Source organism: Stenotrophomonas sp. 109824_Sma (genome assembly GCF_056480025.1).
The window spans coordinates 2,997,789-3,016,690 of the sequence record NZ_CM151078.1 but is presented as its reverse complement, the minus strand read 5'-3'; the positions used below and the strand labels follow the sequence as shown (position 1 = coordinate 3,016,690).

Annotated in this window: 19 protein-coding genes; 8 read left to right on the top strand and 11 right to left on the bottom strand. The window is 67.0% G+C overall.

The window, feature by feature from the left end; translation table 11 throughout:
* Positions 1-5: 5 nt before the first annotated feature.
* The 7 genes from ACZK1G_RS14365 to hutI all read right to left on the bottom strand — a co-directional run bounded on the left by ACZK1G_RS14365 (position 6) and on the right by hutI (position 8,216).
* Complete coding sequence (locus ACZK1G_RS14365; RefSeq protein ID WP_101765742.1) at positions 6-1,442, bottom strand: serine hydrolase domain-containing protein; 1,437 nt, start codon at positions 1,440-1,442, stop codon at positions 6-8.
* Between the two features lie 273 nt (positions 1,443-1,715).
* Complete coding sequence (locus tag ACZK1G_RS14360) at positions 1,716-2,372, bottom strand: hypothetical protein (protein WP_049443230.1); 657 nt, start codon at positions 2,370-2,372, stop codon at positions 1,716-1,718.
* Between the two features lie 93 nt (positions 2,373-2,465).
* A complete protein-coding gene (locus ACZK1G_RS14355; RefSeq protein ID WP_049443231.1) occupies positions 2,466-2,687 on the bottom strand; it encodes a hypothetical protein in 222 nt (73 codons plus the stop codon).
* 252 nt (positions 2,688-2,939) lie between these two features.
* Positions 2,940-4,607, bottom strand: a complete 1,668-nt coding sequence (gene hutU / locus ACZK1G_RS14350) for a urocanate hydratase (RefSeq protein WP_014037699.1) — start codon at positions 4,605-4,607, stop codon at positions 2,940-2,942.
* Positions 4,604-5,458: an N-formylglutamate deformylase gene (gene hutG / locus ACZK1G_RS14345; protein WP_101765740.1), complete on the bottom strand. Its 855-nt coding sequence runs from the start codon at positions 5,456-5,458 to the stop codon at positions 4,604-4,606. Before hutG ends, hutU begins: the two co-directional genes overlap by 4 nt.
* On the bottom strand, positions 5,455-6,996 hold the full coding sequence (hutH, locus tag ACZK1G_RS14340; RefSeq protein WP_101765739.1) for a histidine ammonia-lyase: 1,542 nt from the start codon (positions 6,994-6,996) through the stop codon (positions 5,455-5,457). Before hutH ends, hutG begins: the two co-directional genes overlap by 4 nt.
* On the bottom strand, positions 6,993-8,216 hold the full coding sequence (hutI, locus tag ACZK1G_RS14335; protein WP_101766422.1) for an imidazolonepropionase: 1,224 nt from the start codon (positions 8,214-8,216) through the stop codon (positions 6,993-6,995). Before hutI ends, hutH begins: the two co-directional genes overlap by 4 nt.
* Before the next feature lie 67 nt (positions 8,217-8,283).
* Between hutI and ACZK1G_RS14330 the strand changes: the two genes are divergently transcribed.
* From ACZK1G_RS14330 to ACZK1G_RS14315, 4 genes are all read left to right on the top strand, one after another.
* A complete protein-coding gene (locus tag ACZK1G_RS14330) occupies positions 8,284-9,654 on the top strand; it encodes a formimidoylglutamate deiminase (RefSeq protein ID WP_049443236.1) in 1,371 nt (456 codons plus the stop codon).
* 28 nt (positions 9,655-9,682) lie between these two features.
* Positions 9,683-10,411: a histidine utilization repressor gene (gene hutC / locus ACZK1G_RS14325; protein WP_049422110.1), complete on the top strand. Its 729-nt coding sequence runs from the start codon at positions 9,683-9,685 to the stop codon at positions 10,409-10,411.
* A gap of 73 nt (positions 10,412-10,484) precedes the next feature.
* On the top strand, positions 10,485-10,667 hold the full coding sequence (locus tag ACZK1G_RS14320) for a type II toxin-antitoxin system HicA family toxin (RefSeq protein WP_080347459.1): 183 nt from the start codon (positions 10,485-10,487) through the stop codon (positions 10,665-10,667).
* Between the two features lie 8 nt (positions 10,668-10,675).
* Entirely contained in the window at positions 10,676-11,068 is a 393-nt protein-coding gene (locus tag ACZK1G_RS14315; RefSeq protein WP_049443237.1) for a type II toxin-antitoxin system HicB family antitoxin, read from the top strand.
* A gap of 123 nt (positions 11,069-11,191) precedes the next feature.
* Here ACZK1G_RS14315 and ACZK1G_RS14310 read toward each other — a convergent pair whose 3' ends face one another.
* The 3 genes from ACZK1G_RS14310 to ACZK1G_RS14300 form a co-directional block, all read right to left on the bottom strand.
* Positions 11,192-12,196, bottom strand: a complete 1,005-nt coding sequence (locus tag ACZK1G_RS14310) for a restriction endonuclease (RefSeq protein ID WP_049443238.1) — start codon at positions 12,194-12,196, stop codon at positions 11,192-11,194.
* Positions 12,197-12,432: 236 nt separating this feature from the next.
* Positions 12,433-12,924 (bottom strand): phasin family protein, encoded by a 492-nt coding sequence (locus ACZK1G_RS14305; protein WP_014037692.1) that lies wholly within the window; start codon positions 12,922-12,924, stop codon positions 12,433-12,435.
* A gap of 80 nt (positions 12,925-13,004) precedes the next feature.
* Positions 13,005-13,280 carry a polyhydroxyalkanoic acid system family protein gene (locus tag ACZK1G_RS14300; RefSeq protein ID WP_005417302.1) on the bottom strand — a complete coding sequence of 92 codons (276 nt, stop codon included), beginning with the start codon at positions 13,278-13,280 and terminating at the stop codon, positions 13,005-13,007.
* Between the two features lie 125 nt (positions 13,281-13,405).
* Here ACZK1G_RS14300 and ACZK1G_RS14295 point away from each other — a divergent pair, with 125 nt between their 5' ends.
* The 4 genes from ACZK1G_RS14295 to aroA all read left to right on the top strand — a co-directional run bounded on the left by ACZK1G_RS14295 (position 13,406) and on the right by aroA (position 18,127).
* Positions 13,406-14,212, top strand: a complete 807-nt coding sequence (locus ACZK1G_RS14295; RefSeq protein WP_049443239.1) for an FHA domain-containing protein — start codon at positions 13,406-13,408, stop codon at positions 14,210-14,212.
* Between the two features lie 194 nt (positions 14,213-14,406).
* On the top strand, positions 14,407-15,492 hold the full coding sequence (serC, locus tag ACZK1G_RS14290; protein ID WP_049443240.1) for a 3-phosphoserine/phosphohydroxythreonine transaminase: 1,086 nt from the start codon (positions 14,407-14,409) through the stop codon (positions 15,490-15,492).
* 51 nt (positions 15,493-15,543) lie between these two features.
* Positions 15,544-16,743 (top strand): prephenate dehydratase, encoded by a 1,200-nt coding sequence (gene pheA, locus ACZK1G_RS14285; RefSeq protein WP_049443241.1) that lies wholly within the window; start codon positions 15,544-15,546, stop codon positions 16,741-16,743.
* Positions 16,744-16,819: 76 nt separating this feature from the next.
* Entirely contained in the window at positions 16,820-18,127 is a 1,308-nt protein-coding gene (gene aroA / locus ACZK1G_RS14280) for a 3-phosphoshikimate 1-carboxyvinyltransferase (RefSeq protein WP_101765738.1), read from the top strand.
* A 157-nt stretch (positions 18,128-18,284) separates the two neighbouring features.
* Here the strand turns inward: aroA and ACZK1G_RS14275 are convergent, their stop codons facing one another.
* Complete coding sequence (locus tag ACZK1G_RS14275) at positions 18,285-18,857, bottom strand: energy transducer TonB (protein WP_197622229.1); 573 nt, start codon at positions 18,855-18,857, stop codon at positions 18,285-18,287.
* Between the last annotated feature and the right edge of the window lie 45 nt (positions 18,858-18,902).

The window sequence follows — 18,902 nt, the reverse complement described above, 5'->3', positions numbered from 1 at the left end:
AATATCTATGGCGAGGGCTTCGCCAGCGCCTTGGCCTTCGCATACAGCCGATCAGCTGCTTCCTTCTCACCCAGTGCTGCATGGCATTCGGCCAGGCTGTCCCACGCGTTGGCCGAATCCGGATACAGCTCGGTGTTGAGCGCGAACACCTTCACTGCCTTGCGTGCGCCGAGACTTTCGCGGATCGCGTAACCATCGGCATTGATCGCGCGTTCCAGTTCACTGGCAGCAACCTTGTTGCTGTCGCGCAGCCAGCGATGCACTGCTTCGGCCGCGCCAGCGCTGTCATCCAGCGCATACGCGATCAGCCGCTCGGACAGCACCGCATGCGGAAACTCCTGCGGTGCGGCCACCGCCATCGTGCTCTCCACCAGCGTGCTCGACCACACATTGCGGGCGCTGCCGTTGGTCAGGTACACGAACACCCAGTAGCCGCTGGCCAGGGTGCCCTTGTACGCCAGCCGCGCACGTACACGGGTGCCACCATCGTGGCCGACCTGGGTGTAGCCGTCGCTGCGGGTGGTGTCCCAGCCCGTGGAGAAGAAGTTGCTGCCGCCGCCGGCCAGTTTCTGCGGCTGCCAGAGTTTTTCCAGGGTCGCCGTGCGCAGCAGCTTGCCGGTCGCCAGCGCCTGCAGGAAACGGTTCATGTCACCCACGGTGGTCTGCAGGTCGGCGTGGCCCCAGCCGTAGTCCGGCCAGGGGTCTTCATTGGCCGGCTGCAGCTGGCCGTCCTTGCCGATGTAAGGCACCGCTGCGCGCTGCGACGGCACGCTGGCTGCGCCCCATGAGGTGCTGGTCATCTTCAGCGGTTGCAGGATGCGTTCGCGTGCAATGGCCGGGTAGGGCTTGCGGTAGTGCGCTTGCAGCAACGCCGTCAGCACCAGGTAGTTGGCCTGGGTGTACTGCACGCGGCTGCCGGTGGCGAACTGCATCGGTGCGGCGCCGGCCACCTTCAGTGCAGCGGCAAGGTCAGGCGCTACACCGGGGTAGCCCTTGCTCACCCAGCGGTTGTCCGCCCGGTCGTAGTACTCGCCGATGCCCGAGCTGTGGTTGAGGAAATCGCGCACGCGGATCGCCTGCCAGGCTGCAGGCAGGTCCGGCACATAGCGGCTGGCTGGTGCATCCAGATCCACCTTGCCCTGATCCATCAATTGCATCACCAGCGTGCTGGTCAGCAGCTTGGCCATCGATTGCGCGGCGAAAATGGAATCGACGGTGGCCGGTGCATGGGTGGCCGGATCGCGCTCGCCGCTGGCGCCCTGGTAGAGCACCTGGCCATTGTGCGCGACCAGCACCGCCTGGCCGGCGATGCCGTAGCGCTCGCGGTTGGCCTGCAGTTGGGTGTCGAGCTGATTGGAAAGATCGCCGGGGGACTCACGCGCCGAAGCGATCGGAACGGCGAAGAGGGCGCAGAGCAATGCGGCAGCAAGGGTGCGGTACATCGCGGTGATCCATCAGCGGTGATGGCGCATGTTGGTCACGGCTGCAGGTGGGGTCAAGCGGGCCCTGTTCGATGGACCACGCATGCATGAGCAGATGGGCCTCGTGCCGCACTGGATCATGCGGGTATACCCGGATGGAGGGTGTGGCGGCAGTCGAGTGTTGCATGCAGGTCCGCAGCGGCCATGAAAGGCGTGCTGTGCGTGGTTTCCTGTATTTCCTGATGGCGGTGATGCCGGTCGGTGGCCGGCACCCTATCGATGGTGGCGTAGGGCTTACCTGGGGTTCTTGTCCATGAGCCAGCCACGGCCATAGCAGTTACGCATGAACCCGCGGGTCGGACAGCGCTCCTCCAGGGTGTTGCTCAGCAGCTCGATGAGGCGCGGCAACGGGGTCGGGCCAATGAAGTTCATATCGCCGAGCTTGGTAACGGTCCACATCTGGTCCTTGCTGAGCTCTATCGTGCCAAGCAGCGGGCGTTCGCCGTCGCCTGGTCCGGACAGATTCATCACCAGGTAGCTTTGTTTTCTCTCGTCCACCAGTCCGTGGTAAGTCAGCACGTACCGATCGGGGTACTTTTCAATTACGCCTTGCTTCCACTCAGCGAACGCGGCGTAATACTCCTTGTAGCCGATGGGCGCATCAGGCGTGAAGGATTCCATTTTCGCGTCGAAGCCGCGGGTAATGAGTGATGCGAACAGGGCTTGTGCAAGGATGCTGCAACGCTGCCTGAGATCAGGGAAGTAGGGAGTGCGGCGACGCCCATCCGGCGAGGGCAGTGCGCAGGAACCCTCATTGTTCGCATCCAGAATAACGAGCGGGCTGATCCGGGTCTCGTTTGGGATCTTTGTGCTGATCTGGTTTGCTGCGCTCGCAGGCCCGGCGACCGCAATGCAGGCGGCGACAAGTAGCAGACGTTGAAGAACGCTCATTGGAGAGAACATCTCGATGGTGCAGAACGGGATTCAGACGAAGTCCTGGCACTGAGACTCCGTCGCAGGGCGAAGTGGCAATCCGCGATCGATCTACTTGATCTTCACATCCTTGCCCTGGTCCTGCATCAGCTCGGCGAACCTGGCCCAGCTCAGCCGCTTCTTGTTCACCGAATTGCCTGCGGGCACCCATTCGATGTTGCCTTTGCTGATCAGGGCGGTACCGAGCAGCTTTCCATCTTTCCTGACAGCAAGTTCGACGTCCTTGTGCAGGACGAACTTGGTGGCAAGATCCATGGTGATTTCGTGAGCCATACAGTGGATTCCTTTCAGCAGAAGAGTTCATCAGAAAGGAATGAGCCCATATGGGCACTGGCCCGAGTAAACAGGTCGGAGGGCAACATTCCTTGTTGACCTCCGGTATCGGCAGGGCAGCGCGCAACTTTAGGTGTGATGCCACCGAAGCTGGCGTAAGCCTCTCTCATGGCATGCGCGCCGGTGAATCGGGGACACTACCGCGCATTGCCCTGATGGCACCGGAATATGTGCGCGCTGGTCGCTGACCTGTCAGCCCAGGATTCCCGGTAGATCCAGCCCCTTTTCCTTCGCGCAATCAATCGCGATCTCATAGCCTGCATCGGCATGGCGCATCACGCCGGTGGCCGGGTCGTTCCACAGCACGCGGCCAATCCGCTTCGCCGCTGCCTCGGTGCCATCGCACACGATCACCATGCCGGCGTGCTGCGAGAAGCCCATGCCGACGCCGCCGCCGTGGTGCAGCGACACCCAGGTCGCGCCGCTGGCGGTGTTGAGCAGGGCGTTCAGCAGCGGCCAGTCAGAGACCGCATCGGAACCATCGGCCATTGCCTCGGTCTCGCGGTTCGGCGACGCCACGCTGCCGCTGTCCAGGTGGTCACGGCCGATCACCACCGGTGCCTTCAGTTCACCGTTCGCCACCATTTCGTTGAAGGCCAGGCCCAGCCGATCACGGTCACCCAGGCCGACCCAGCAGATGCGTGCCGGCAGGCCCTGGAACTTGATCTTCTCGGCGGCCATGTCCAGCCAGCGGTGCAGGTGCGGGTTGTCCGGAATCAGTTCCTTCACCTTGGCATCAGTCTTGGCGATGTCTTCCGGGTCGCCGCTCAGTGCGGCCCAGCGGAACGGGCCGATGCCGCGGCAGAACAGCGGGCGGATGTAGGCCGGTACGAAACCGGGGAAGTCGAACGCGTTCTCCACGCCTTCTTCCAGTGCCATCTGCCGCAGGTTGTTGCCGTAGTCCACGGTCGGCACGCCCAGCGCGTGGAAGCCGAGCATGGCGCGGATATGGTTGGCCATCGATGCGCGCGCGGCTTTCTCCACTTCCTTGGGCGCGGAGACACGTTTCTCATCCCACTGTTCGACCGTCCAGCCCTGCGGCAGGTAGCCGTTCACCGGATCGTGCGCGGAGGTCTGGTCGGTCAGCAGGTCCGGCTTCACGCCGCGCTTGAGCAGTTCGGCCAGCACGTCGGCAACGTTGCCGAGCAGGCCCACCGACTTCGGCGTGCCCGCCTTGCACGATTCGTCGATCAGGCGCAGCGCTTCGTCCAGATTGTCGGTCCAGGTATCCAGGTAGCCGGTGCGCAGGCGCATGTCGATGCTGCTCTTGCGGCACTCGACGGCCAGGCACGAGGCGCCGGCCATCACGGCGGCCAGCGGCTGCGCGCCGCCCATGCCGCCGAGGCCGCCGGTGAACAGCCACTTCCCGGTCAGATCGCCACCGAAGTGCTGGCGACCCATTTCCACGAAGGTCTCGTAGGTGCCCTGCACGATGCCCTGCGCACCGATGTAGATCCAGCTGCCGGCGGTCATCTGGCCGTACATGGCCAGGCCCTTCTTATCCAACTCGTTGAAGTGGTCCCAGTTGGCCCAGCGTGGCACCAGGTTGGAATTGGCGATCAGCACGCGCGGCGCATCGGCGTGGGTGCGGAACACGCCCACCGGCTTGCCCGACTGCACGAGCAGGGTCTGGTCGTCGTCCAGGCGCTTGAGCGTTTCGACGATGGCATCGAAGCTCTCCCAGTCGCGCGCGGCGCGGCCGATGCCGCCGTACACCACCAGTTCCTGCGGGCGTTCGGCCACGTCCGGGTGCAGGTTGTTCATCAGCATGCGCAGCGGTGCTTCGGTCAGCCAGCTCTTGGCGTTCAGCGTGGTGCCGGTGGGCGCGGCGATGGTGCGGGACGGGTCGTTGCGGGTCATGCGGCGCTCCGGTTCGTAGCGAATTCAAGGCAGGCGTTGAGCACCTGCGCCAGGGTGTGGCGCAGCGGTGCGGCGTGGTCGGGGTCGAGCGGGGTGGGCCAGCTGTGTTCGTCCACCTGGTCCGGCAGGGGTTCGTGCATGTAGCCGCGGCAGGCCAGTTCCATCTGCAGGCTGTGCACGCCGCCGGCGATGTTGCTGTAGTGGCGGGTGATCCAGCCGCCCTTGAAACGGCCGTTGCGCACCTGGCTCATGCCGCTGATCTTCAGCAGGTTTTCAACCACATCGCTCAGGGCGTTGTCGCAGGAGGTGTCCGGCGCACCCGAGGGACCGGCGGTGCCCAGGTTGAACTGCGGCAGTTCACCGTCGAACAGGTGCGGAATGTGCGAGCGGATCGAATGCGCGTCGTACACCACCACGGTGCCGAACTTCGCACGCAGGCGCGTGATCTGTGCGGCCAGCGCATCGTGGTAGGGAAGGAAATACGTGTCGCGGCGACGGGCGATTTCCGCGTCATCCGGTTCGCGCCCGGCGTGGTACAGCGGCTGGTTGTCGAAGGTGGTCAGTGGGCACAGGCCGGTGGTGTTCTGGCCGGGGTACAGCGACACGCCGCTGGGATCGCGGTTGAGGTCGATCACCGAGCGCGAGACCGCCGAGCGCACGGTGGTCGCGCCCATGCCGCGCACGAAATCGTACAGTTCGTGCACCCACCAGTCGGCGTCGCGACGGGCCAGCCATGGCGAGTGGTAGTCGCCGATCAGGTCGTGCGGCAGCTCGCTGCCGGTATGCGGGAAGCTGACGATCAACGGGGCATCGCCTTCGTGCACCGTCAGCCATTCGGGATGGGTCTTCATGCCTGTGGTTCCACAGTCGGCAACAGATCGGCAAGGCCCTGCGCCAGCGCGCCACTGCGCACCAGGTTCGTGGCGGTCACCATGTCCGGATGGAAGTAGCGGTCTTCTTCCAGCGTCGGCACCTGCGCACGCAGGGTGGCGCGCACGCTTTCCAGCGCGGCACTGGAGCGCAGCGGCGCGTGGAAGTCGCAGCCCTGCGCAGCGGCCAGCAGTTCGATGCCGATCACGTTGGCCGCGTTCTCGGCCATCTGCATCAGGCGGCGCGCACCGTGTGCGGCCATCGACACATGGTCTTCCTGGTTGGCCGAGGTCGGAATCGAATCGACGCTGGCCGGGTAGGCGCGCTGCTTGTTTTCCGAGACCAGCGCGGCCGCGGTCACCTGCGGGATCATGAAGCCGGAATTCAGGCCCGGGCGCGGGGTCAGGAACGCCGGCAGGCCGGACAGCGCCGGGTCCACCAGCATCGCCAGGCGGCGCTCGCTGATCGAGCCGATCTCGCACACCGCCATCGCCAGCATGTCGGCAGCGAAGGCCACCGGCTCGGCGTGGAAGTTGCCGCCTGACAGTGCCTCGCCGGTATCGGTGAACACCAGCGGATTGTCGGACACGCCGTTGGCTTCGATTTCCAGCGTGGTCGCGGCCTGGCGCAGGATGTCCAGCGCCGCGCCCATCACCTGCGGCTGGCAGCGCAGGCAGTACGGGTCCTGCACGCGCACGTCGTTGTCACGGTGCGATTCGCGGATGTCCGAGCCCTGCATCAGCGTGCGCAGCGTGGCCGCAGTGGCGATCTGCCCACGCTGGCCGCGGATGGCGTGGATGCGCGGGTCGAAGGGCGTGTCGGAACCCTTGGCCGCTTCCACCGACAGCGCACCAGTGACCAGCGCGGCCTGGAACACCGTCTCGATCTCGAACAGGCCGGCCAGCGCATAGGCGGTGGAGAACTGGGTGCCGTTGAGCAGCGCCAGGCCTTCCTTCGCGCCCAGCTCGATCGGCTGCAGGCCGGCACGTGCCAGCGCATCGACCGCCAGCAGGCGTTCGTCACCGATGAAGGCTTCACCCACGCCCAGCATCACGCTGGCCAGGTGCGAGAGCGGCGCCAGGTCACCCGAGGCACCCACCGAGCCCTGTGCGGGCACCACCGGCAGCACGCCCTTGACCAGCATCGCTTCCAGCAGCAGCAGGGTTTCCTCGCGGATGCCCGAAGCACCCTGCGCCAGGCTGACCAGCTTCAGCGCCATCATCAGGCGCACTACGCTGGCCGGCATCGGCTCGCCCACACCGGCAGCATGCGAGAGCACGATGTTCCGCTGCAGGGTAGCCAGGTCCTCGCGCTCGATGCGCACGCTGGCCAGCTTGCCGAAGCCGGTGTTGATGCCATAGACCGGCGCGCCCTTGGCGACGATGGCGGCGACGGCCGCCGCACTGGTGCGCACCACCGGCAGCGCGGCCGGGTCCAGTGCAAGCGGCACGCCGCGATAGACCTGCCGCCACTGGGCGAGAGTGACATGGCCGGGGCGAAGAACCAGGGTGTTGCTCATGTATTGCTCCAGGAGGCAGGCAGGTCGGGCTGTCCGCGCACCACGCGCGCGTGCAGCGGGTTGAATCCAATGCGATAGACCAGGTCGGCGGGCGCGTCGATGTCCCAGATCGCCAGGTCGCAGTCCAGGCCCACGGCCAGGCGGCCGATTCGGTCGCCATGGCCCAGTGCGCGCGCCGCTTCACGGGTGAAGCCGGCGATGCACTCGTCCACGGTCAGGCGGAACAGGGTCGCGCCCATGTTCATCGCCAGCAGCGGGCTGGTCAGTGGTGAGGTGCCGGGGTTGCTGTCGGTGGCCAGCGCCAGTGGCACGCCAGCCGCGCGCAGCGCCGCAATCGGCGGCAGGGTGGTATCGCGGGTGAAATAGAAGGCACCGGGCAGCAGCACGGCGACGGTGCCGGCCGCCGCCATCGCGGCAATGCCGGCATCGTCCAGGTGTTCGATATGGTCGGCCGACAGTGCACCGAAGCTGGCGGCCAGTTCGGCGCCATGCTGGTTGCTCAGCTGCTCGGCGTGGATCTTCACCGCCAGCCCGTTGGCGCGCGCCGCTTCGAAGACCTGCCGCGCCTGCGCCGGCGAGAAGGCGATGTTCTCGCAGAACACATCCACCGCTTCGGCCAGGCCTTCGGCGGCGATGGCCGGAATCATCACGTTACACACCTCGTCGGTGTATTCCTGTGCTTCGCGGCCCGGCGGAATCGCGTGTGCGCCGAGGAAGGTGGTCACCACATTGACCCGGCATTCCTCGCCCAGCGCACGCGCCACCTGCAGTTGCTTGCGCTCGTCCGGCAGGGTCAGGCCGTAGCCGGACTTGATCTCGAGGGTGGTCACGCCCTCGGCGCGCATCGCCAGCAGGCGTGGCCGGCTTTCGCGGGCCAGCTGTTCCGGTGTGGCGGCGCGGGTGGCGCGCACGGTGGAGACGATGCCGCCGCCGGCACGGGCGATCTCGGCATAGCTGACGCCCTGCAGGCGCTGCTCGAATTCGTTGGCGCGGTTGCCGGCGTAGACCAGGTGGGTATGGCAGTCGATCAGGCCGGGCGAAATCCAGCGGCCTTCGCCGTCGATGCGGGTGGTCGGCTGCAGGTGGGCATCGCTGCCGGCTGGGCCGACATGGACGATGCGGCCGTCAGCGCAGGCCAGTACGCCATCGCGGATGACACCCAGCCCCTCGCCATCGAGGGTGATCAGGTGGACGTTGGACCAGAGGGTATCGACGTGCATGGCATCCACAACGCGGCTGTGCTTATATGTCTATACAATATAGGCGTCCATTTCGGGTTGTCCAGCCATGTCCGATTCGCGTTCCCCGCACCGTTTCCATGCCGCCCACGCCCTGCTGGCCGAGGGTTGGGCCCGCGACGTCCGCCTGCAGGTGCAGGACGGTCGCATCACGGCGATCAGCACGGGGCAGGGCGCGCAGGCCGGCGACACCCGCGTTGGCATCCTGGTGCCGGGCCTACCCAACCTGCACAGCCATGCCTTCCAACGCGGCATGGCCGGGCTGACCGAGATCGGCGGCGGCGACGGTGACAGCTTCTGGAGCTGGCGCGAGCTGATGTACCGCTTCCTGGCCCACCTGCGCCCGGACGCGGTGCAGGCCATTGCCGCCCAGGCCTACATGGAAATGCTGGAAAGCGGCTTCACCCGCGTCGGCGAGTTCCACTACCTGCACCACGACGCCGACGGTCGGCCGTATGCCAACCGCGCCGAGATGAGTGCGCGGATTGCGGCGGCGGCCGACCACACCGGCATCGGCCTGACCTTGCTACCGGTGTTCTATGCGCACGCCGATTTCGGCGGGGCGGCACCGAACCCCGCGCAGCGGCGGCTGATCCATGACGTGGACGGCTTCGCGCAGCTGCTGGACGCCGCAAAGCCGTCATTGGCCACGCTGCCCGATGCGGTGCTCGGCATTGCACCGCACAGCCTGCGTGCGGTCACCGGAGAGGAACTGAGCGCCCTGATGCCGCTGACCGACGGCCCGGTGCACATCCACATCGCCGAACAGGTGCGCGAAGTGGAGGCCTGCCTGGCCTGGAGCGGCCAACGCCCGGTGCAGTGGCTGTACAACCATGCGCCGGTGGATGCGCGCTGGTGCCTGGTGCATGCCACCCATATCACCGATGACGAGCGCGCGGCCATCGTGGCCAGCCAGGCCGTGGCCGGCCTGTGCCCGATCACCGAGGCCAACCTGGGCGACGGCCTGTTCCCGATGCAGGCGTTCGCGCGCGAAGGCGGTCGCTTCGGTGTCGGTTCCGATTCCAATGTGCTGATCGATGCGGCCGAAGAACTACGCCTGCTTGAGTACGGCCAACGCCTGACCCTGCGCGGGCGCAATGTGCTGGCCCCGGATGCCACCCGCAGCACCGGCCGCTTCCTGTTCGAGGGTGCACTGCAGGGCGGTGCACAGGCCCTGGGCGTGGCCGCCGGCCTGCAGGTCGGCGCCAGTGCCGACCTGGTTGAACTGGATGCTTCGCACCCGGCGTTGCAGTCGCGACAGGACGACGCATGGCTTGACAGCTGGGTGTTCGCCGCACGTAATGGCGCGCTGCGATCGGTCTGGCGCCATGGCCGCCAGTGCGTGGCCGACGGCCGCCACCTGCAGCGCGAGGCGATCACCAGCGCCTTCGCTGCCGCCCTGCGCGGCGTGCTGGGCTGATCGCCTCCCGCCACCGAGACCCCATTACGTGAAGGCCAGCAAGTCCGCCACGCTCAACCAGCGTATCCGCAGCGATCTGGAAAGCCGCATCCTCAGCGGAGAGTGGGCGCCGGGCTTCCGTATTCCGTACGAGCACGAGCTGATGGAACAGTACGGCTGCTCGCGGATGACCGTGAACAAGGTGCTGACCGCACTGGCCGAGAGCGGCATGATCGAGCGCCGCCGTCGCGCCGGCTCGTTCGTGGCGCGGCAGCCCCCGCACCTGGAGCAGGTGGCGCTGGAGATTCCCGATATCGCGATGGAAGTCGGCTCACGCGGTCATCAGTACGCGTATCGCCTGCTGCAGCGCGACCTGCGGCTGGCCGATGCCGGCAATGCTGGCGAAGTCGAGCTGGCCGGCAGCGAAATGCTGCTGGCGATGCGCTGCCTGCACCTGGCCGACGGTCGCCCGCTGGCACTGGAGCATCGCCTGATCAGCCCGGTGGGCGTGCCCGAGGTGCTGGAGGTCGATTTCAGTACCACCGCGCCGGGCAGCTGGCTGCTGCAGAATGTCTCGTGGACCCGTGCCCAGCACCGCATCAGTGCCTGGGGTGCTGACACCGCCACCGCCAAACTGCTGGACGTGAAGCCCGGCACCGCCTGCCTGGTGATCGAGCGCCTGACCTGGCGCGGTGAGCAACCCATTACCCGCGTGCGCCAGGTGTTCCTCGGCGACGCCTGGGACCTGGTCGCGCGCTTCGCGCCGGGCGCGCGGTAGGGGCCGGTTCGCTCAGCAGGCACTGTCGCCTTGAACTCTGTCGGGGCGTGTGTACGATGTGTATCGTCCCTGCATGAAGAGAAGGGACCTCATCCGGGAACTGGAAGCGGCGGGTTGGACCTGTCGACGGATTCGCGGATCCCATCATGTATTCGTGCACCCGCAGTGCCCTCACATCATCACCGTGACTCATCCAAGGAAGGATCTGGGGAAGGGGCTGCTGCTGGCGTTGCGGAAGCTCGCAGGGCTGACGTAGGAGGTCCCATGCGATATCCAGTCTTGATCGAGGCAGGCGATGAACGCACCGCATGGGGCGTCGTCGTTCCGGATCTGCCGGGGTGCTTCTCGGCGGCCGACACGCTTGATGATGCGCTCAGTGCTGCGGAAGAGGCGGCGCTCGCCTGGATCGACGCGGCCCTGGATGACGGACGCTCGATTCCGACGCCTTCCGCACCCCAGAAAATCGCCGCCGAGGCATCAAAGGGCACCCGCTGGATTCTCGCCTACATCTGCATTGATCCGGCGCTGTTGGACGACACCATCGAGCGGGTCAACATCAGCCTGCCACGCCGGATCCTGGCGAAGCTGGATGCGCAGGCCAGAGCGGCGGGTGAATCGCGTTCAAGCTACATCGCCCATCTGGCTGCATTGGGCTGAGCAGGCGCCATGTAGAGCCGAGCCCATGCTCGGCTGCTGCTGCTCGCGCGTTGCGCGATGAGTCGAGCGTGGCTCGACTCTACAAGGGCATCCACGCATGGCGTTGATCTACGGACCCCCCAATCAATACGTAGCGCACTGTCGCCAGCGTACGGGCTCATCCACGCCGGGGCGGGCGTTGAGCTGGATGCGCACGTTGCGCAGGGCGGGGTAGTGCAGCACTTCCTCGCAGACCCGCGGCCACACCGCTTCCAGTTCGCCGGTGCGGTTGATCGCCAGGGTCTGGCGGGTCAGCCAGACGCCGCTGGCGATGCCGGGCTTGCCGGCCAGTGCGCGGGCCAGATCGGCCTGGAAGCGCTCCAGCGTGGCGGCATCCGGGTTGGGATTGCTGCGCGCGTCGGCCGCCGGGGCGACGGCAGTTTCGGGAGCAGGGGCGGCCGCAGGGACGGCTTCGATCGGGGCAGGTTCGGCGGCTGGCGCGGCCGAAGGTGCTGCCACCACCGGCGCCGCAGCAACCGGCGCGGCCTCTTCCACATGCAAGCCCTGCAGGCCCAGGCCGACCAGCAGCCCCAGCGTGACCGAACCCAGTGCGGCGATGGCAATGCGGCGCAGCGCCTCATGCCGGGCGCTGGCACGCACGCGCGCTTCGATATCGCCGGGCAGGTAGGGCTGCAGCAGCGGCCACAGGCGGGGGCCGTCCAGCACCTCAACGGCCTGCTTCTCGGCGGCGCCACGGCCGTCGCGCTCGATCCGGCCTTCGGTCAGCAGCACGCCGCCCTTGGCGCCGGCCAGGCGCGCGGCCGCACCCAGCTCGTTCACTGCGGCGGTGCCGATGCGGTAGGCCAGGCCGTGCTTGCACGACACCAGCCATTGATTGGGGCCATCGCTGAGCAGGAAGTCGCTGCTCGGCTCGCGGGCATCTTCGGTCGGATCGATCAACTCACGCAGGCCGCGTTGTTCGCGCAGCATGCGCTTGACCAGTACCGAGAATTCGCGCCAATGCATGCCGGCCAGAGCCTGCAGGCCGAGTTGCATCTCCTTCTGCCGCCGCTTGATCCACCACAGATAGACAACGGCCAGGGAACAGGTAAGCAGGGCCGACAGCAGGGCCAGGATCCAAGGGAGCATGCAGGAGTAGGGCGGAAGGGGCGAAAGCGGAGAACGACAGTGTAAAGGTCGCGGTGCCCGGCTGGGTCAGGATGTTCCTGACAGGAAGCGTGATGGAGCGCGCAGATCGGCGCACGGCGGGCACGAAAAACCCGCCAATCCTGAAGCCGTGAGGGGAGGGAACAAACGGCAGCCGAAGCGATTGGCGGGTTGCTCGCGATTGTCAATCAATTTTTATTGCATTGCAACAATTGCGCTCAGGGCACGCTGTCCGGCGATTGATGGCTGCCCGGCGCAGGGGCGTCGGTGCCGGACGCGGCGCGGGTTTCCAGCTTGGCCAGGCGCGCGTGCAGGGCATCGATGCGGGCTTCCAGCGCGGTCACTTCGTCAGCGGTGGGGACATGCAGGCGCTTGAGCACGCCCTGCACCTGGTCATCAAAGGCCTTCTCGACCTTGTTCCAGGTGCCGGAGGCCTTCTCGCGGGCCTCGTCCAGCGAGGTCTCAACGTTGTCACGCCAGCCCGGGCCCTGTTCGCCATTGCGTTCACGGCGGCGGGCTTCCCAGGCTTCGCCTTCCTTCACCAGGCCGTCGAAGAAGCGGCTGCCCTCGGCCTGCGCGCGGCCCAGAGCGCCCAGCCCGGCCAGCCAGACCTGCTGTGCCGAATCGCTGAGCTTGCGCGAGAAGCGCTCGGCCTGGTCACCGAAAGAGGCGTCGTCGTTGCGGCGGTCGTCGTTCTCGTAGTGGTTCATCGCACTTCCCGTGGGAGTTGGGCCTGCCCCGAGAGTAGCGCGCGTTGGCGTTGCACGGCCGTGACGGCCGCCGCCGGGGTTCAGCCCAGCTTTTCCTTCAGCACGCGCTGGATCTCGCCTTCGACCATGCCCTTCATCGCCGACAGCAGGAACCCCAGCTTGGCGGTCACGCGCACGGCGCCCGGCTGCAGTTCGATCGCACCGTCCACGCCGCTGCCGGAGAAGTTCAGGACGTCGGCGGTCCAGGACGACTTCAGGCCGAAGCGCTCGGACAGCTTGGCAGCGACCTGTTCGATCGCGGCGCGCGCCTGTGCGTCGGGCAGGGCGTGGGCGTGGCGGACATCGATGGTGGACATGCAGGCTCCTGGCGCAGGGCGGGGATGATCAAAGAGGGCGAGCATTGTGCGCATCGCGGGCCGCCGCGCCAAGCACTCATCGCAGGTTCTTCTTCGTTGGCGGCCAACCTGCTAGGCTGCGCCGCGTGCAGAACCTGCTTGTTCACTTCAGTCAACAACAACAGCCCGACCAGCCCCTGCGGCCCGGGGTGCAGCGCATCGTGCGCCAGGCCAACGGCAGCGTGCGGCTCGGCGATGCCGGCAACGGCGCCCTGTTGCTGGCCCAGTTCTGCATGGACGATCGCGGCCTCTGGCTGCAGGTCGGCAATGGCATCCGCGGCATCCACGTCAACGGTCGCCCCGTGCGCCGGATGGCCCTGCTGCGCGCGGGCGACGCGGTGTACGTGGATGGCGTGGAGATGGTGCTGCAGGGCGAAGTCGAGAGCCTGCTGCAGGCGCCTGCGCCGAAGAACGAGGATGGCAGCGACGAGCAGCAACGACTGCTGCGCGGCGTCGGCGGCCTGCACCATGGCCGTAGCTTCACCCTGTCGCGGGCCCGCCTGATCGGCCGCGGCAACGAGGCCGACATCGCCATCGATGACCCGGCCTTCGCCGAACAGCACGCCCGCGTGGAAGTGCACGGCGAGCGCGTGCTGCTGCGCGACCTGGGCAGTGCCGACGGTACCCGGGTCAACGGCGTGGCCGTGCGCCACTGCTGGCTGCAGGCCGGCGACCAGGTGGTGTTCGATGGTCAGCACCGGTTCGTGCTGGAAGTGCCGCATGATCCGCGCCGGCGGCCGCTGCCCGCCGAGGACGACGCCAGCCACGAGGCCGAGCAGGCGCCGGTGCTGCCGACCGCGCCCCGCAGGGTCCGGCGCTGGCCGTGGCTGCTGGTCAGCGCACTGCTGCTGGCCGCGCTGCTCAGCCTGCTGCTCTGGTTCGGCGCGCGCTGACGGCCGCGCGGTGATGGTAGTGCCGGCCGCTGGCCGGCAGCCGCTGCCCTGTATCGCTGAGGTTGCCGGCCAGCGGCCGGCACTCCCCCGTCGTGTCGCCGATGGATTCCAATGAAACCAAATTTCCCTTGCCGCACTAGGCCGCAAGGCTGGTGCACTGCGGCATACTAGGGGTCTTGCCCCACAGGTGTGACATGACGCGCGCGTTCAACTTCAGTGCCGGCCCTGCGACCTTGCCGGAATCGGTCCTGCGCCAGGCGCAGGCGGAAATGCTGGACTGGCACGGTACCGGCGCCTCGATCGTGGAAATGAGCCATCGCGGTGCGGAATTCATGTCCGTGGCCGCCGAGGCCGAGGCCGACCTGCGTCGCCTCCTCGACATCCCCGAAGACTATGCGGTGCTGTTCCTGTCCGGTGGTGCCACCACCCAGCAGGCGCTGATCCCGCTCAACTTCGCCGCCCCCGGCCAGCGCGCCGACTATGTGGTCAGTGGCCACTGGGGCAAGACCGCGGTCAAGCAGGCCGGTGTCTACGTGGACGTCAACATTGCCGCCAGCAGCGAAGCCAATGGCTACCGCGAGCTGCCGGCACGTGCCGACTGGCAGCTGTCACCCGATGCCGCCTACGTGCACATCACCGCCAACGAGACCATCCACGGCGTCGAGTTCCGTGATGTGCCCGACACCGGCAACGTCCCGCTGATCGCCGACTTCAGCTCGTCCATCGCCAGCGAGCCGCTGGACGTGCGCCGCTACGGTGTGATCTATGCCGGCGCGCAGAAGAACCTGGGCCCGGTCGGCATCGCGGTGATGATCATCCGCCGCGACCTGCTCGAGCGTAGTGGCCAGCCACGCGCGGACATCTTCGATTACCGCTCGCATGTCGCCCGCGATTCGATGCTCAACACCCCGCCGACCTGGAACTGGTACCTGGCCGGCCTGGTGTTCAAGTGGATGCTGGCCGAAGGCGGCGTGGCCGAATTCGCCAGGCGCAATGCCGCCAAGGCCGCGCTGGTATACGGCGCCATCGATGGTTCCGGCGGCTTCTACCGCAACGAGGTCGCACACGCGGCCCGTTCGCGGATGAACATCCCGTTCTTCCTGCCCGATGCCGAGCTTGATGCCCGCTTCGTCGCCGAAGCCAAGGCCGCCGGCCTGCTGGCGCTGAAGGGGCACAAGGTGGTCGGGGGCATCCGTGCCTCGCTGTACAACGCCATGCCGCTGGCCGGGGCCGAGGCGCTGGTCGCCTTCATGGCCGATTTCCAGCAGCGTCACGGTTGAGCAATGAACGGCGCGCACCGTCGGGTGCGGGCCCCGCAACAAGGAATTCCGATGGCAAGCAGCAAATCCAGCAAGAAGGCGCCGAAGAAGGCCGAACCGGCCAAGGGCAGCGCGCCCACCAAGGCGAAGGGCAAGGCCAAGGCCGCCTCGAACCCGGCACCCACCCTGGCGCCGCTGGCGCTGGCCGATGTGCGCTCGAAGATCGACCAGATCGACCGCGACATCCAGAGCCTGATCGCCGAGCGCGCGCGTTTCGCCCACCAGGTCGGCAAGGCCAAGGGCAAGCTCGCCGCGGCCGTCGACTACTACCGCCCCGAGCGCGAAGCGCAGGTGCTGCGCATGGTGGTGGACCGCAACGAAGGCCCGCTCAGCGATGAGCTGCTGGTGCACGTCTACCGCGAGATCATGTCGGCCTGCCTGGCCCAGCAGGAACCGCTGAAGATCGGCTACCTCGGCCCGGAAGGCACCTTCAGCCAGCAGGCGGTGCTCAAGCACTTCGGCCGCTCCGCGCTGGGCCTGCCGATGGCCAGCATCGAGGAAGTGTTCCAGGAAGTGGAAGCGGGCAACGCCGATTTCGGCGTGGTGCCGGTGGAGAATTCGGGGCAGGGCACCATCCAGATCACCCTGGACATGTTCCTGACCTCCAACCTGAAGATCTGTGGCGAAGTGGAACTGCGCGTGCAGCAGTACCTGATGTCGCGCAGCGGCCGCATCGAGGACATCGAGCGCATCTACGCGCATCCGCAGTCGTTCATGCAGACCTCGGCATGGCTGCGCGCCAACCTGCCGAAGGCCGAGAAGATTCCGGTCTCGAGCAATGCCGAGGGTGCACGTCGTGCGCGCAACGCCGATGACGCAGCGGCCATCGGCGGCGAGAGCGCCGGCCATGTGTACGGCCTGAAGAAGGTGGTCACCAAGCCGATCCAGAACGATGCCGACAACACCACCCGCTTCCTGGTGGTGGGCCGCAACATCTTCCCGACTTCCGGCCACGACCGCACCTCGGTGCTGGTGTTCATCCATGACAAGCCCGGTGCGCTGTTCGACGTGCTCAGCCCGTTCGCCCGCCACGGCATCAGCATGAACCGCATCGAGTCGCGGCCGTCGCACCACGGCAAGTGGGAATACGGCTTCTTCATCGATCTGGCCGGCCACATCGACGACGCGCCGATGCAGGCCGCGCTGGCAGAACTCGAAGCGCACTCGGCGCAGATCAAGGTGCTGGGCTCCTATCCGGTGGCCGTGCCCTGAGTGCTGCTGTGGCGGCCATGGCCGCCGCTCCCTGATGCATCGCCGGCGCTGCCGGCGTTTACGGAACGATCGAACGATGAGCAACGCGCAACACTGGATCGCCCGCAAGGGCCAGCCGCTGCAGGGCAGCCTGACCATTCCCGGCGACAAGTCGGTCTCTCACCGCTCGGTGATGTTCGCCGCGCTGGCCGATGGCACCTCGCATATCGAAGGCTTCCTGGAAGGCGAAGACACTCGTGCCACCGCGCGCATCTTCAGCCAGTTGGGCGTGCGCATCGAGACCCCCAGCCCGTCGCAGCGCATCGTGCATGGTGTGGGTATGGACGGCCTGAAAGCACCGGATGCACCGCTGGACTGCGGCAATGCCGGTACCGGCATGCGTCTGCTGGCCGGGTTGCTGGCGGGCCAGGCGTTCGACTGCACGCTGATCGGCGACGAGTCGCTGTCCGGCCGCCCGATGCGCCGCGTGACCGGCCCGCTGTCGCAGATGGGCGCGAAGATCGATACGGAGAGCGATGGCACGCCGCCGCTGCACGTGCATGGCGGGCAATCGTTGCACGGCATCGACTTCGCCTCGCCGGTGGCCAGCGCGCAGATCAAGTCGGCGGTGCTGCTGGCCGGCCTGTATGCGCAGGGCGAAACCAGCGTGCTGGAACCGCACCCGACCCGCGATTACACCGAACGCATGTTGTCGGCGTTCGGCGTGGACATCGAATTCTCGCCGGGCAAGGCGCGCCTGCGTGGTGGCCAGCGCCTGCGTGCCACGGATATCGTGGTGCCGGCTGACTTCTCCTCGGCTGCGTTCTATCTGGTGGCCGCCAGCATCATTCCCGGTTCCGAGCTGCGCCTGAAGCAGGTTGGCCTGAACCCGCGCCGCACCGGCCTGCTGCACGCGCTGCGCCTGATGGGGGCGGACATCACCGAAGAGAATCCGGCCGAGCAGGGCGGTGAACCGGTGGCCGATCTGGTGGTGCGCTACGCACCGCTGAAGGGCGCGCGCATTCCGGAAGCACTGGTGCCGGACATGATCGACGAGTTCCCGGCGCTGTTCGTGGCTGCCGCCGCCGCCGAAGGCCAGACCGTGGTGACCGGTGCGGCCGAACTGCGGGTGAAGGAATCCGATCGCCTTGCGGCGATGGCCACCGGCCTGCGTGCGCTGGGCATGCAGGTGGACGAAACCGAAGACGGCGCCACCCTGCACGGCGGCGTCCGCCTGGGCAGCGGCACCATCGAAAGCCACGGTGACCATCGTATCGCCATGGCATTCGCCATCGCCGGCCAGATCAGTGACGGCGAAGTGCGCATCAACGACATCGCCAACGTCGCCACGTCCTTCCCGGACTTCGATGGCCTTGCCCGAAGCGCAGGATTCAACCTGGCCTGAAAGGCCACGCCCGGCGGATGACGCAACTCGGTAGGTGCCAACCTTGGTTGGCACGCCCATATCTCCCGGTGGGTGCCAACCTTGGTTGGCACGCTTTCCGCATAAAAGGACGGAGGCCGAAGCCTCCGTCTAAACATCACGAACCCCTCGTCCGCGATCAACGCTGTTCGGTACGGAAATCCACCGGAACCCGCACCACACTGGCCACTGCACGGCCTTCATGCATCGCCGGCTGGAACTTCCAGTTCTGCACGGCGCTCAGCACCGCACGATCCAGGTCACGGCTGCGTTCGCCGCTGCGCGAAACAATCGCGGCATTGGTCACCTGGCCACGGGTATCGACATTCAGGCTGGCGATCACGCTGCCCTGCACGCCGTTGCGCAGCGCGGCAGCGGGGTAGGTCGGCTTGATGTTGCCTGCCAGCGGGCGCGCCTCGCGATTGCGTACCGCAGGGGCGGCTTTGTGCTGGTTGCCGCCCGGTGCGGCCTGGCGGGCAACAGGCTCCTGAGCCTCCGCGACCGGCGCCTGCTCAGGGGCGGGCAGCATGCGCTCGCCAACCGGCGCCGGCGCCACGTCTTCCTGGTTCGAGTGACGCAGCCAGAGCAGGGCGGCGGCAAACATCGCCACGATCAGCGCGATCCACATCCAGGGCGACGTGGGCTTGTGCTGTTCGCTGGCGTCCTGCTGCAGTTGCGGCGAATGAAGGTCTTCGTGGGTGGTGGCGGTCATCGCAAACTCCTTCCGTCAATGGACGACGGGGAGAGTGTTGCGCGG